Origin of the sequence: Rhodococcus sp. IEGM1428, assembly GCF_050321865.1 — a bacterium.
Classification (GTDB): domain Bacteria; phylum Actinomycetota; class Actinomycetes; order Mycobacteriales; family Mycobacteriaceae; genus Rhodococcoides.
The window spans coordinates 639,850-654,003 of sequence record NZ_JBNQFW010000002.1 but is presented as its reverse complement, the minus strand read 5'-3'; the positions used below and the strand labels follow the sequence as shown (position 1 = coordinate 654,003).

The following is a 14,154-nucleotide window of genomic DNA, read 5'->3' as shown; positions in this document are numbered from 1 at the left end:
GACACGAATCCGCTGCCGTACAGCCTGCGTTAAGTGGACCCGCACGCCGGACTGCACGAGCGCAGACACCGAACAGCTTTGTATGTTACTGACTAGTAGCTCTACCGGTGTCGGTTTGGCACCTGGCTTCGAGGCCAGGTACATGGTACCGACACGCGCCTTCGTCACTCGCCTTTCAACAAGTCGACAACCGGTGCGAATGCTTCCATTTGAGTAGGGAAAACCCCGACATAGGACATCGTCGTTCGCGCGCGAACGTTACGGATTTGATCGGCGATCTCCTCGTACGTCCCGAATGCGAGGTACGGAGACGACAGGATGTCCTCGACGGTCAGCTTGACGTCGACGTCCACGTTCGGCGGGTAGCCGTTGTCCAGAGCCGCAAGCGCCATCTCGGCCATCTGCTCCCGATCGTCGGTGACGACGATGGTGGTGATGGCCCAGTTCAGTTCGATGTCGTCGAACCGGTCGCCTGCGGCCGCACGAATCAGCTCGACGCGCTCGAGGGTCTTCTCGATGGTCATGCCCGACAGCAGCAGCTTGCCTTCCTTCGAGGTGCTCGGCACCACGGAGATGATGTCTGCATGCTTGGCCGCCAACGCGAGCATCTTCGGACCGCCGCCACCGATGCAGATCGGCGGACGCGGACCCTGCCGCGGCCGAGGGCTGCCCTTCAGTCCGGAAATCGTGTAGTGCTTGCCCTCGAAATTGCATTCCTGACCACGCAACAGCACGTCGAGAATTTCGAGGGTCTCCTCGAGCTTCTCGATTCGCACTCCCGGACGGTCGTAGGTGATGCCCGCCTTGTCGTACTCCTCGCGCATCCACCCAGCACCGAGGCCGAGTTCGAGTCGGCCACCCGAGAGCACATCGATGGTCGCCGCATCCTTGGCCAGCACCGCGGGATGCCGAAAACCGTTCGCCAACACTGCCGTGCCGAGCCGGATCTTGTCGGTGGCGACGGCAAGTGCGCCGAGCGCTGCGATGGGACCGACCTGATTACCCAGATGATCGGGAATCATGAAGCTGTCGTAGCCCAGTTCCTCGGCCTGTTGCGCCAGCTTGATGAATTTCCGAGCCCCGCCCTCCTCGGCGTTTCCCTCTCCGCCTGCAGCGAATCGGAATTTGCGCGGCCCGGCGGTCGCGGCCTCGGCGGAACTCATCTAATGCTCTCCTCGGGGGTCTTCGAAGTTGTAGCGGTCTGAAAGCAGCTGGTCGGTAGGGCGCTGGAAGCAGCCGGCCGGAGCCGATCTGCGCAGGTCCAAGGCGTCACTCTAGCCGCTCGCCGGAATGGATCACACCGGCTGGGGGTTGCCGGGCTCAGGTTTGTGGGCGGCAATAGCTAGCGACACGCCGCGTTGTGATGTGTCCGTTATAAACGGCGCGTTCTCACGAATGAGCGGGTGTCGGGGCATTCTCGATCAACCCGGCAGCCCACGCCGCCGTCCACTGCGTCGCCGTCGTGCCGGAGCCGTCGACGACAAAACTGTTGTAGGACGCGTGCACGGGATTGCCTGCAGCACCGATCAGAATCTGGATGCTCTGCGGAATGTTGCGGAGCGACAATCCATCCGACGGCGAGGCACAGATCAAGTCCCCGGGTGCGCAGATCTGGTTGGTCCGGTCGTCGAGCGCACCGAACCCGCCGTCCCGACGCCCCGTCATGGTGATGCCGGGCAGGTCGAGTCCCCCGAGTGCCACCTCGGCACCGACGCCGTCGAGCGGGCCGGGGACGTCGGTTCCCGAGACTCCGTCGCGTCGACCGTCGGCGATGAGAGTCACCCCGAGTACCCGATCGGCAGAGATGGGGCCGTTACCCGCGCCGATGTCGGACGCGATGTCGCCGGAGATGACCGCGCCCTGGGAGAAGCCCGCGAGCACGAAGTTGGTGAGCGGGCACCGTGCGCTCACATCGGTCATCTTCTGTACGGCAACAGCTTTACCCTCGGTGCGGCTGTTGTTGTAGGACTGCTGACCGTCCGGCGGCAGAGCGATGGGGTTCGAGAACTGAGCCACGTACGGCACGGTGTAGACGTCGGCGCGCGATCCGGGGAACTGCTCCTGCAACGGACGCGTGACGTTGAGCATCAGCGACACCGGGTTGGCGGTCGGGTTGTACGGATCGTCGGTGGACGAGGACTCCCAGGTGCCGGGAATGGCGATGACCTGCACGTCGGGGCAATCCGCCGGCTGTGACGTCGGCTCTTCCGGCCCCGGCGGCGGCACCGGAGTATCCGGGCCCTTCGGCAACCGTCCGGCGAGTAGATACCAGAGGGCGACGATGATCAATCCGATGATCACCGCAACGGCGATCACCGGAAGGATTCTGCGCTTACGCTTGGCCATCGGCGTACATCTCCATCAGCGTGGATCTATGGCCTGCAGTACGTCGCCTGCGCGGCGGCGATGTAGGTCTGGGCAGCCTGCTGAGCCTGTGTCTCGCTCATCTGTGTTCCGGCCGCACTGGCTTCGACGCCGACGTTCGCGGTGACGTAGGTCGAGATCTCGTCCGCCGCCACACCCTGAGCCTGTGCGGCGCAGATGTAGTTGGCCGTCGAGACCGCGATGTCGCCGTTGCCTGCCGGCGTGATGCCCTGCTTCTTCAGCTCGTCGAGGAAGCTCTGACCGCGGTCGTCGATCTGACTCTCGGTCGGGCCAGGGAAGTCGTCCGGAACGGGTTGCGGCTGCTCCGGCGGCGCAGTGGCCGCCTCGCCCGGGCTCGTGGTCGGGGCGGCAGTGGTGCTCTCCGCCGCCGCCGACGTCGAACTCGCCTCGGTTGTCGTCGCGGCTGCTGTGGTGGTGGTGCTCGTCGGGGCCCCGGTGGCCGTCGAGTCGTCACTTCCGCAGGCCACCAGCATCGAGCTCGCTGCCACGGCGAGTACGCCGAGAGACAGAGTTCTGGCCAGAGAGTTACGCGTCATCGATCGAAAATCCTTCGGTCGTCGGGTCGCAGGCGAGCGTACAGCCACGCTCTGAGAGAACTCTGAAGCCGTGACCGACTCCGAAGCACTCTCGGAGATCACGGCGCGATCGTCGCCACGCCGTCCTTGACAGTGATGATGCCGAACTGGAAGTTCTGCTGCTTACCGCCACCGTCGATGTCGAACTGATCGCTGGTGGGGTAGCCGAGGCGGCCGCCCTCGTAGCCGGCCGATCCCCAGGCATCGAAGATCGGACCGTACGGGGTGGACCAGGCACCGCTGAGCGGGCTCCAGTAGATGTTGCCGGTCTCGAACTGGTTGAACCGTCCGCCGTCTCGGATCGGGCCGAGCTCGTTGGACTTGGGGAACCCGAGAGGTCCACTCTCCCAACCCAATTCACCGTACTTACCGAGAATCATGCCCTGCACCGAATGGACTCCCGCATCGGGCGAGGTGTAGATCGCACCGATCTCGAATCCCTGAACCGACCCGGGCTTGTTCGGAGTCACGACCTCGTCGAGCACCGGGTAGCCCAGGGGCCCACCCTCGTAGCCCTGGGCCGCCCACTCGTCGAGCACGGCTCCCTTGACCACGTGAGCACCGGTCTGCGGCGTGAAGTAGACCATGCCGTTCTGGAAGGCGTTGAAGCGTCCACGACCGTCCGGGGTACCGATCTCGCCGGTCTTCGGGAACCCGAGTGCACCCTCGGGGCCCTTGTTGCCCTGGTAGATACCACCGATCGCTCCGGCGACGACCTGCGCGCCGGTGTCGGGGGTGAAGAAAACTCGGCCGAACGTGAAGTCCTGAGCGCGTCCACCTGCGACGTTGTACTCCTCGGTCAGGCACGGTCCGAGCCACGAGTTGGCTCCGCTGGCGTTGCCGATCATTCCGGCAGCACTGCACGCGGGCTTGTCCACCTCGACACCGAGCGCGGTGGCGAGCTGCGGCCACAGCTGGTGCAGCTCGAACTGCCAGTACGGCCACGAGTGCGTGCCCGACGGCCGGTAGTTGACCTGAGCCGGGATACCGAGCTGATTGAGCTTGGTGGCGAAGGTCTGCGAGGTCAACCGCGACAGGATCTCGAGGCCCATGCCGGCGTAGTTGGTGCTCACACCCGGAATGGGCGACGGCTGATCGTACGGTCCGGTGGAGCCGTTGCCACTCGAGATGTAAAGGCTGACGCCCTTCAGCTTGTCGGCGAGCAGGTACGGATCATGTTGTGCCCACAGGGAATTGGACGGCGGTCCCCACATGGCGCTGGAGTTGTAGCCGCCGGCGTCGGTCATTGCGTACTGGATTGCCTGCGGCATGCCGAGCGAGGTGGTGGTCAGGATGCCCGAGAGCGAGCCGGCGAACTTGAAGAAGCCGGGGTTGCGCGCTGCGAGGAACATCGCCGAGGTGCCACCCATCGACAGTCCCACGACGCCGCGGGTGTCGGTGCTGCGCCAGTCCTTGGCCAGGATCGGCGGGAGCTCCTTGGTCAGGAACGTCTCCCACTGGTAGTTCTTGCCGTTGTCCTGATCGACCCAGTCGGAGTAGAAGCTGGACTGGCCACCGATGGGGAGGACGACGTTGACGTTCTTGTCGGCGAAGTACGACTCGGCGTCGGTCTCGGCCGTCCAGCCGTTCTCCTGATCGGTCGCGCGCAGACCGTCGAGCATGTAGACCTGCGGGAACGTCGCCTGAGGGTTGATGTTCCAGTCACGGGCGAGCAGCAGCTGAACCTGGATCGGCGTACCCATCGAGGGCGACTGGATCCACAGCGCGACGCGGCGATCGGAGAGCCAGTCCACGGACGTCACCGTGGCGCCGGAGGTCTGGGTGTAGGCGGGTCCGGCGTGGGCAATCGGAGCTGCGGCCGCAACCGTCGTCGTCGCGAAGGGGATCATCAGCGCGGAGGCGACGGCCAGTGCTGCTGCCGCTCGCCCGGCCCGTGTGCCGGCCGATGGGATTCGACCGAACCGAACAAGCCCAGTGCGCATGATGGTGACTCTCTTTCGACGTGAACTCTCGAAGGTCTCGTTAGGAGACATGCTTCGTATGTCTTTCTACACGTGCCGGATGGCGACGGACAGCAGACGCGCTGTGACTGATGGTGCGATTGTGAACAGAGGTGATGGATTCGATCCCGCCGAAACCGAAGAATGCCGCCCTGCGTTGGTGCGCAGGGCGGCATTTTCCGAGCATCGATTACCTGTCGAGATCAGGCGTTGAGCGCGTCCAGGATCTGAGTGCGAGCCTTCCACAGCTCGGCTCCCCAGTACGGCCAGGCATGGATTCCGTTCGACGGGAAGCTGTACGTGGCCGGGATGCCGAGAGTGTTCATCCGGATCTGGAATGCACGGGTGTTGGCGAGCGAGAGCGCCTCGAGAGCCATGCCGTTGGCCGTGTTGTAGAAATCGATCGGCGCGGCAGGATGGTCGAACTCGCCGGGCAGGCCGCTGGCTGCCGAGATGTACAGCGACAGGCCCTGCAGACGCGGTGCGAAGACGAACGGGTCGTTACGCAGCCACGCCGGGTTCCACGGCGGTCCCCACATGGAGTCGACATTGAAGCGACCTGCGTCGAGCATCGCAACGCGGATGGCCTCGCGCATACCGGGCGCGGAGATGTTCAGGTAGCCCGAGAGCGAGCCGGCGAACTTGAACTGATCGCGGTGGTACGCCGCGAGCGTCAGGGCCGCGGAACCACCCATGGACAGTCCGAGGACACCGTTGTTGCTGCGCGAGACACCGTAGTTCTCGAGGAACGCCGGAAGCTCCTGCGTCAGGAACGTCTCCCACTTGTAGGTGACTTCCTGGCCGTTGAAGTTCGATGAGGTGTACCAGTCGCTGTAGAAGCTGGACTGACCGCCGACGGGCATGACCAGGGTCACGTCGTCGTTGGCGAACTGGTCCTGCGCGTTGGTCTCGAACGTCCACGCGTTGCGGTCGTCGCGGGCGCGCAGGCCGTCGAGCAAGTAGAGAGCAGCATTTCCGCCGCGGGCGGCCCACTGAACCTGAACCTTGATGGGGCCCATCTCGGACGGAACGATCAGGTCCTCGCGGCCACCGGCCGGAGTCTGGTGCACGACGGACGCCGGTGCCGCAACAGCGACGGCTCCGCCGACCACACCGGCTGCGATGGGCAGAACGAGCGCTGCTGCGCTGACGCCGAACAGGCGCTGACGCCAGCGTGAGGAGGCCTTCGGTGTACTGCTGAGGCCGGCAAATCGCATGGAATGGTGCTCTCTCTCATCTACGCGGTCTCCGCTGTCGTAGCGGCCCCCGGCAATCGAACAGGGCGAACTGGTGGCCCCGTGAGGCCGAGGTGGAGCTGGGGATGCTGACAAGACCGAAGCCTCGAGAAGCTGAGGTTCTGCTGAGAACAGGAGAACCGCTCGATGGAGGTTATTCCATCGAGCGGTTCCAAGGCAAAACTGTGATCAGCGTCGCAGTTTCATCTCGCCGTTTCCCCGAAACAGGAGACTATCCTGCGCCGTCCCTGCTGAACAGCCCTGAAAAGTCGTGAGTTGTCACTAGGGGCCGAAAAGCGGGCGAAACGACCGAAATGTTCTGCGGCCGGTCAGTTACCGATGTTGGCACTGAGGTCCGGGGCCATGACGCGAATCTGCTCGCCCCAGTAGCCCCACTGGTGGGTACCGACGGCCGGGAACGCGTATGTGACGTTGTTGGCACCGATACTCGCCATGCGGATCTGGAAGGCGCGGCTGTTCGCCAGAGCGATGGCCTCGAGGCCCATGCCGTTGGCGGTGTTGTAGTAGTCGATGAAGCTCTGCGGGCGATCGAGTCCGCCGGGCAGACCGCTACCTGCGAATACCCAGACACGCGTTCCGTTGTCGCGCAGACGAGGTGCGAAGACGAACGGATCGTTGCGCAGCCACGCCGGATCCCACGGCGGTCCCCACATCGCGTCGATGTTGTAGCGACCGGAGTCCAGCAGCGCCAGACGCATCGCTTCGCGCATGCCCGGAGCCGAGATGTTCAGGTAGCCGGACAGCGAGCCCGCGTAGCTGAACTGGTCGGGGTGGTACGCGGCGAGCGTCAGAGCGGCCGAGCCACCCATCGAGATACCGATGACGCCGTTGCGGTTGGGGTTGAAGCCCCAGTTGGCGCGCAGGTTCTCACGCAGGTTCTGCGTCAGGAAGGTTTCCCACTTGTAGGTGGTCTTCTGACCGTTGAAGTTCGACGGTGCGTACCAGTCGGAGTAGAAGCTCGACTGTCCACCGACCGGCTCGACGACGTTGATGTTCCACGAGGCGAGAACTGCTCCGGCATCGGTCTCGTGCTCCCAGCCCGAGATGTCCGTCGTTGCGCGCAGACCGTCGAGCAGGTAGACGACGCGGTTGGTGTTACCGTCCGCCGCCCGCCACACCCGGCTCTTGATCGGGCCCATGCTCGAGTCGGTCCAGACGTCGATGGCATTGCCGTCGAAGGCCGCGTTGGCAGTTGCGCCACCGCCCGCTACGGCCAATCCCAGTGGGAGGACCACCGCCATCAGCATGGACGTGGCGGCGCGGCGTCCCCATGACCCCGCTCGCTTGTCCGCCCCACGCTCATTCACGGACCGGCTCTTCCATCTACCCAGCATGCACTCGACCTCTCAGCTGCTTCGTCGTCACATCGGTTACGCAATCAACGCTTGATCTCGCAAGTTCATCATGTCTGTCGATCGGCCGTACAGGTCGTTCGCATACACATCCTTCGCACATATCGCGCGAAGTACGACCGCCGTTACACGATTGAGATAGCTCATCCTGGCGTCGAGATCTATTCGGCGCAACCCGGTGACTCTTTCGTGTCCTGGCATCTAATTATCGGCTTTCAATATCGGAGCCGGAAGATCACATCGCTGTATTTCGTACTTCGGCACTCGGTCGAATCGATATCCGGCGTAGAAGAACGAGCGTTTGAGATTCCGGACGAACAGTTGTTTCGTCAACGGCGCTCGATACGACGCCATCAATTCCTCGGTATCGGGGCAGGTCAGCGCCACTTGAGCTTCGGTGACCCAGTCCTCGTCCATGTACCAGGGCAGGTACGGATGGACGGCGACGAATCCGAGGTCGGCCACCACCCAATCCGGATAGAGGCGCTTGTCATGACCGATGCGACCACCCTCGAGGCGCTCCGTGTGCGATGCCAGCGGATACGCCAGACCCATCTGATCGATGACCCGCACGTCGAGACCGACGTTCATGCTCGTCATTCCCAAGTTCAGGAAATACACGGTGTGACCGAAACCACCGTCGGGGATCGGGAGCGGCGGCGGAACGACGTCCCAGTAGGTGTATTGCGCCGACGGCAGCAGTAATCCGCCGTCGGGAGTGTCGTCGATGGTTCGAACCATTGCCCGCATCCACGGATAGTCGAGGTAGTCCGAGGCCAGGATCGGATGAGCGTGCCCGGTGTTGAGCGAGTAGAAGGCTCGCTCGTCGACGATTCCACTCCGGCCGACGATTGTGCCCTGCGGCATTCCCGTCGTATTCGCGGCCGCCACGGCCCAGACGACGATGCCGCCCCAGACGATGAGGTCGGCGACGAATACCGCCGTCGCCCGGTTCTTGGACCAGCGTTTCGGTACAGCAACGGGCAATACCGAAATCGGCAACAACAGCGTGAACAATGCCGGTAACAACGTTCGTCCGTGCATGAAATCGCCGCCGACGCGAATGGCGTACACAGCAAGGACGAAACCACTGATCAGTGCGAACGCGACGACAGCGGTGGTCGTCCGCAGCGCAGCGAGCCAATCGCGTGGCGAGCGTGGCACGGCCAGCCGAATTCGCGATACCGACAGCGCGGCTGCCACCACGAGAAGCGCGAGCGGCAGCCACAGCAAGTACGGCCCCACCAGGTTGGACAGGTACGCGAATCCCTGAGACCACTTGGCTCCGCCTGCATCCTTCGACACCGCGGTGTTGGGGTACGGCAGGCCGTAATACCCCATGCGCCATATCTGGTAGAGCACCGGCACGGCTCCTGCGAAAGCGAACACGAGGAATCTCGACAACCAGGTCTGCGGAGCCAGGAAGATCATGGCCAGCGCGAACACAGCCACGATGGACAGTTCCGGACGCACCAGCGGGCCCAGACCGGCGAAGAAGGCCAGCAGAAGCAGTTCGACGCCACCGCTGCGGCGTTGGCCCCAGCGCACCATCAGCAACCACAGCGTCGCCAACCAGAAGATGACCAGGCAGGTTTCGAGGCCGGACGTCGCGAAGTCGCGGGCAGGGGGAACAGCGATGTAGACCAGGACGCCTGCGGGGAGGAACAGGGTCCGCTTCGCGGTACGACCACGAAGGGCGAACGTGCCGATCATCGCGATGACGACGGATGCGGTGGACAGCACCAGAGCGATCGTCAGAACCACGTACTCGAGGCGCGCCTCGCTCAGCCAACTGCCCGCGTACACGAGGTAGGTCCAGATGGTGCTGGTGTTGGTCTCGACGCGCTCGCCCGCGTTGAACACCGGGCCGTTTCCGGCCAGCAGGTTGCGCACTGTGCGCAGCACGATCAAACCGTCGTCAGCTATCCAGCGGCGCTCCCATGCACCCCAGAGGAACAACGCTCCGGTGACGACGGCTCCGACCCAGAACACGGGCCTGGTGATCGATCCCCGAGCGGAGTCTTCCTCCCGCGTATCCCGCTGGTCAGGCGAGGTAGACAGCGACACCAACCACTCCGATCCACGCTATGGCGAGTAGCTGCAGAACCCTGTCTCCCAACGCGATCTCTTCGGGTTCGCCTGCCTCGCCGCCGTCTACGTCCACTGCGTATCGCAGGATTGCGATGGTAAACGGAATCATCGAAATGGCGAACCAGTTGGAGTCGGTTTCGGCGTCCTGTTGGAAAGCCCACAGGCCGTAACAGATGACGACCGCCGTCGCGGAGAGCGTCCACACGAAGCGCAGGTACGTAGTGGTGTAGTTCTCGAGCGACTTGCGGATCTTGGCCCCGGTGCGTTCGGCCAGTTGCAGCTCGGCGTAGCGCTTTCCTGCCGCCATGAACAGCGATCCGAACGCCATGATCAGCAGGAACCACTGCGAGAGCGGGATCGAGGCAGCGACGCCACCGGCGATCGCGCGGAGCAGGAAGCCGGAGGAGACGATGCAGATGTCGAGCACGGCCTGGTGCTTGAGGCCGAAGCAGTACGCCAGCTGGACCGCGATGTACACGCCGATGACCAGGGCGAGCTTCCAGTTCGCGATGAACGACAGGCCGATGGCGAGGCCGAGTGAGACCACTGCCATCCCGTACGCGACGTTGACCGGCAAAACACCGGCAGCGATCGGCCGGAAACGCTTGGTCGGATGAGCGCGGTCTGCCTCGACATCGAGGGCATCGTTGACGAGATAGATGCCCGAGGCGGCGAAGCAGAACACGATGAACGCGAGCGCGACGGACAGCAGCACGTCGCGATCGGTGACCGAGCCTGCCGCCAGCGGCGCAGCCAGGACCAGGACGTTCTTGACCCACTGACGCGGACGAAGCGCCTTGACGATGCCGTCCGCCAGATTCTTCGGCGGTGCGCCTACGGGTGCGGCATCCTCGCTCATTTGTCTCCTTCGAACTTCACGACGGCCGCAGCCGTCAACGCGCCGAGTGCCGATCCGGCCAGCACATCGGTGGGGTAATGGACTCCGAGCACCAAGCGCGAGAGCAGCATGGGTGGGACGAGGACCGCCGGTAACGGTAGCCCGGTCACCCGGCCGAGGAGAACCGAGGCCGCTGTGGTGGATGTCGCATGCGAGGACGGGAAGCTCAGCTTGCTGGGCGTCGAGACGTTGATGCGTACGGCCGGGTCGTGGGGACGCGGCCGCCGTACGATGCGCTTGATCACGATCGACGCGGCATGCGAGCCGACGGCTCCGACGGCCACCGATGCCCACTGACGCCGACGCGGTGCGTCCAGTGCAGCACCGATTCCGGCGATCGCAACCCAGCCGAGTGCGTGTTCGCCGAAGTGCGACATGCCACGCGCGACGGTGATCGCACCGGGTGCACTGCCGACTGTGCTCTGCACCTTCTCGAGGATTCGGACTTCCGTCGGCACCTCGGTCTGGCCTTTACGCCTGGTAACGAAAGACACGTTCCCACGTTTCCTTACTGGTCAGGTGCGGCACGGCATCACGGTATCGAGCTTTCAGTGCGGGGAATTCGGCTGCCAACTGCTTGCGCAACGACAGTGCTTCCTTGAGCAACGCGGCGGCCTGCGCGCGGTCGCGCTTGCGGTAGACGACGCCTCGGCCGTCGGCGGTGGTCACGGTGACGCCGTCGACCTGGGAGAGCAGGAACCAGCGCGCGTCGAGAGTCGGAACGTTGAGCTGCGGACGCTCGTGGTGCTGCTCGTGCGCAGGCTTGACGTTGTGCAGCAAGCCCTTTGCCAGACGACGGACCTTGGAGATCGGGTTGCTCGGCACGCCGACGGCTCCGACTTCCGCACCGGATGCGAGCGGCAACTCCGTGGAACTGCCGACGACGACGGCGTCGGGAAATTCCTTACGCAATGCGTGCACCGTCGGCAGCGCGGTGGGCAGGATCTCGAGGATGTGCTCGGGACCGGCCAGGAAGTCACGGATCGCGAGGTTCTGAATAGCGACCGTCGAGTACTCGAGGCACAGCAGGTGCTTGACGGTGGCCTTGATGGTGTCGAGCACCAGGCCTTTGCCGTCGCCCGGCATGTGCAGGGACGCGACCACGAGCCGGTTGCGCAGGTGGAAGTACGCCTGCCAGTCGATGGCGTCGTCCTTGTCGCTCCACGCCATGTGCCAGATCGCCGCACCCGGCAGGGTCACCGTCGGGTAGCCGGCATCGCGTGCGCGCAAGCCGTATTCGGCGTCGTCCCACTTGATGAACAGGGGCAACGGCTGTCCGAGTTCCTCGGCGACGACGCGAGGGATCATGCACATCCACCAGCCGTTGTAATCGACGTCGATGCGTCGGTGCAGCAGCTTGCTGGTGCGCAGCGGGTCCTCGGAGAAGTCGTGGTCGTATTCGACGTTCTGCGCGCCGGTCCACATGAAGTTGCTGCGGTCGATCACTTCACCCATGACGTGCAGGTGACTGCGCGCCTGCAGGTTGAGCATCTGGCCGCCGACGAGCGTGGGGACCTTGGCGAAACGCGACATCGCCAACGCCCGCAGAATCGAATCGGGTTCGATCTCGATGTCGTCGTCCATGAACAGAATGTGTTGGCAGGCAGTGTTGTTCAGCGCCTCGTACATGATGCGGCTGTATCCGCCGGAGCCACCGAGGTTGGCTTGGTCGTGGATGGCGAGTCGCCCACCGAGGGCTGCTGCGGCCTCGTCGAACCCGGGCTCGTCCTTGGCCTTGCGGGTGCCCTGATCCGGCATGATGACGGCCTGGATCACGTCGAGAACCAACGGATCCGAGCCGAGGGCCACGAGGGCTTTGACGGCGTCGGTCGGGCGGTTGAACGTGGGGATACCGACGGCGACGGTCGCCTCACCGGGAGCCTCGATCGGCGCGTACCAGCCGGCACTCTCGAGAACCACCTCGGAATCGGAGGTGATGTCGAACCAGATCCAACCGCCGTCCTCGAACGGACCGAGATCGATCAGAAACTCTTGCGCCGCGTCGCCGTCCACGGCTTCACGGCCCTCGACGTGGATGCGCGACGCGTCGGCCTTGGACCGGTAGACGTCGATTCTGCAGTGTCCGGAGACCTCGACGCGCAGCACCACGGACTTCAGAATGCTGTAGCGCCGCCAGTAGCTGGCCGGGAAAGCATTGAAGTAGGTACAGAACGACACCTCGGACTCGGAGCCGATCGTGACCGAGGTACGCGAGAGCGAGTGTGCCCGTTTGGCATTGGTGAGTGCTTCTTCGAGGTACAGCGTGCGCACGTCGAGCGGCTCGCCGGAGCGGGGCAGCAACACTCGCTGCAGTAGCGATCTGCCGAGCACCGGGGCCACGTCGGCGACACCGTCGGCGAGGAGGTGTTTGGCGGTCACTTGTCGCCTGCCAGGGGTGCGCCGGTCTCGAAGTGCGGGGCCAGAGTGTTGTCGTACATGTTCAGTGCGCTGGCGATGGCCATGTGCATGTCCAGGTACTGGTACGTCCCGAGTCGCCCACCGAAGAGCACGCCGCTGGAGGCTGCTTCGGCCTTCGCGCGATCGCGGTATGCCTCGAGCTTGCTCCGGTCGTCGGGAGTGTTGATCGGGTAGTACGGCTCGTCGCCGCTCTTCGCGAAGCGGGAGAACTCGCGCATGATGACCGTCTTGTCGGTCGGGTACTCGCGCTCGGGGTGGAAGTGACGGAACTCGTGAATACGAATGAACGGCACGTCGCCGTCGTTGTAGTTCATCACCGGTGTGCCCTGGAAGTCACCGGTCGGCAGCACCTCGGTCTCGAAGTCGATTGTGCGCCAACCCAATTCGCCCTCGGAGTACTCGAAGTAGCGATCCAGTGGGCCGGTGTAGACGATCGGGGCGTCAGGGCTCTCGGCCACGATCTGCTCCCGCACGTCGAACCAGTCCGTGTTCAGCCGGACCTCGATCTTCTCGTCGGCGGCCATCTTCTCGAGCCACGCGGTGTAGCCGTCGACCGGCAGTCCCTCGTAGGTGTCGTTGAAGTAGCGGTTGTCGAACGTGTAGCGCACCGGCAACCGGGTGATGTTGCCCGCGGGCAGATTCTTCGGATCGGTCTGCCACTGCTTGGCGGTGTAATCCTTGATGAACGCCTCGTACAGCGGACGCCCGATCAGCGAGATCGCCTTCTCCTCGAAGTTCTGCGCGTCCTTCGAGTCGAACTCGTTGGACTGCTCTTCGATGAGCGCCCGCGCCTCGGCCGGCGAGAAGTACTTGCCGAAGAACTGCGAGATGAGGCCGAGGCCCATCGGGAACTGATACGACTGGCCCTTGTGCAGAGCGAAGACACGGTGCTGGTAGCTGGTGAAGTCGGTGAACTGGTTGACGTACTCCCAGACCCGCTTGTTCGAGGTGTGGAACAGATGCGCGCCGTACTTGTGAATCTCGATGCCCGTCTCGGGCTCGGCCTCGGAGTACGCGTTGCCACCCAGGTGATGCCGACGATCGAGCACCAGAACACGCTTGCCCAGCTGGGACGCCGCCCGTTCGGCCACGGTCAGTCCGAAGAACCCGGATCCGACGACGATCAAGTCGTATCGGCCGGTCGCGGAGGCGTCGGAAGAGGTGGTCTCGGAGCTCACAGCAGTCACGGGCAACCAGGGTATCCGACGATCGTGACCG

11 protein-coding genes are annotated in these 14,154 nt (G+C 64.1%); all 11 read right to left on the bottom strand.

Translation table 11 applies throughout. The annotated features are described in order from the left end of the window. Nucleotides 1-164 precede the first annotated feature (164 nt). The 11 genes from ACQR3T_RS11655 to glf all read right to left on the bottom strand — a co-directional run bounded on the left by ACQR3T_RS11655 (nucleotide 165) and on the right by glf (nucleotide 14,123). On the bottom strand, nucleotides 165-1,163 hold the full coding sequence (locus tag ACQR3T_RS11655; protein ID WP_032381083.1) for an LLM class F420-dependent oxidoreductase: 999 nt from the start codon (nucleotides 1,161-1,163) through the stop codon (nucleotides 165-167). Nucleotides 1,164-1,389: 226 nt separating this feature from the next. Next, complete coding sequence (locus ACQR3T_RS11650; RefSeq protein WP_032381082.1) at nucleotides 1,390-2,346, bottom strand: cutinase family protein; 957 nt, start codon at nucleotides 2,344-2,346, stop codon at nucleotides 1,390-1,392. A 26-nt stretch (nucleotides 2,347-2,372) separates the two neighbouring features. Further along, nucleotides 2,373-2,921 (bottom strand): DUF732 domain-containing protein, encoded by a 549-nt coding sequence (locus ACQR3T_RS11645; RefSeq protein WP_428693495.1) that lies wholly within the window; start codon nucleotides 2,919-2,921, stop codon nucleotides 2,373-2,375. 98 nt (nucleotides 2,922-3,019) lie between these two features. After that, nucleotides 3,020-4,903 (bottom strand): alpha/beta hydrolase-fold protein, encoded by a 1,884-nt coding sequence (locus ACQR3T_RS11640; RefSeq protein WP_371829224.1) that lies wholly within the window; start codon nucleotides 4,901-4,903, stop codon nucleotides 3,020-3,022. Between the two features lie 221 nt (nucleotides 4,904-5,124). Then, nucleotides 5,125-6,138 carry an alpha/beta hydrolase gene (locus ACQR3T_RS11635; protein WP_428693494.1) on the bottom strand — a complete coding sequence of 338 codons (1,014 nt, stop codon included), beginning with the start codon at nucleotides 6,136-6,138 and terminating at the stop codon, nucleotides 5,125-5,127. Between the two features lie 347 nt (nucleotides 6,139-6,485). Further along, on the bottom strand, nucleotides 6,486-7,511 hold the full coding sequence (locus ACQR3T_RS11630) for an alpha/beta hydrolase (RefSeq protein ID WP_371829223.1): 1,026 nt from the start codon (nucleotides 7,509-7,511) through the stop codon (nucleotides 6,486-6,488). A gap of 219 nt (nucleotides 7,512-7,730) precedes the next feature. Next, nucleotides 7,731-9,596, bottom strand: coding sequence for a flagellar motor control protein ZomB (zomB, locus tag ACQR3T_RS11625; RefSeq protein ID WP_428693493.1), 1,866 nt, complete (start codon nucleotides 9,594-9,596; stop codon nucleotides 7,731-7,733). Further along, nucleotides 9,574-10,479 carry a decaprenyl-phosphate phosphoribosyltransferase gene (locus tag ACQR3T_RS11620; RefSeq protein ID WP_032381079.1) on the bottom strand — a complete coding sequence of 302 codons (906 nt, stop codon included), beginning with the start codon at nucleotides 10,477-10,479 and terminating at the stop codon, nucleotides 9,574-9,576. Before ACQR3T_RS11620 ends, zomB begins: the two co-directional genes overlap by 23 nt. Continuing rightward, nucleotides 10,476-11,012 carry a phosphatase PAP2 family protein gene (locus ACQR3T_RS11615; RefSeq protein WP_428693492.1) on the bottom strand — a complete coding sequence of 179 codons (537 nt, stop codon included), beginning with the start codon at nucleotides 11,010-11,012 and terminating at the stop codon, nucleotides 10,476-10,478. The genes ACQR3T_RS11620 and ACQR3T_RS11615 overlap by 4 nt, the downstream gene beginning before the upstream one ends. Continuing rightward, entirely contained in the window at nucleotides 10,990-12,897 is a 1,908-nt protein-coding gene (locus ACQR3T_RS11610; RefSeq protein ID WP_032381077.1) for a glycosyltransferase, read from the bottom strand. The genes ACQR3T_RS11615 and ACQR3T_RS11610 overlap by 23 nt, the downstream gene beginning before the upstream one ends. Next, nucleotides 12,894-14,123 carry a UDP-galactopyranose mutase gene (gene glf, locus ACQR3T_RS11605; protein ID WP_428693491.1) on the bottom strand — a complete coding sequence of 410 codons (1,230 nt, stop codon included), beginning with the start codon at nucleotides 14,121-14,123 and terminating at the stop codon, nucleotides 12,894-12,896. Before glf ends, ACQR3T_RS11610 begins: the two co-directional genes overlap by 4 nt. Between the last annotated feature and the right edge of the window lie 31 nt (nucleotides 14,124-14,154).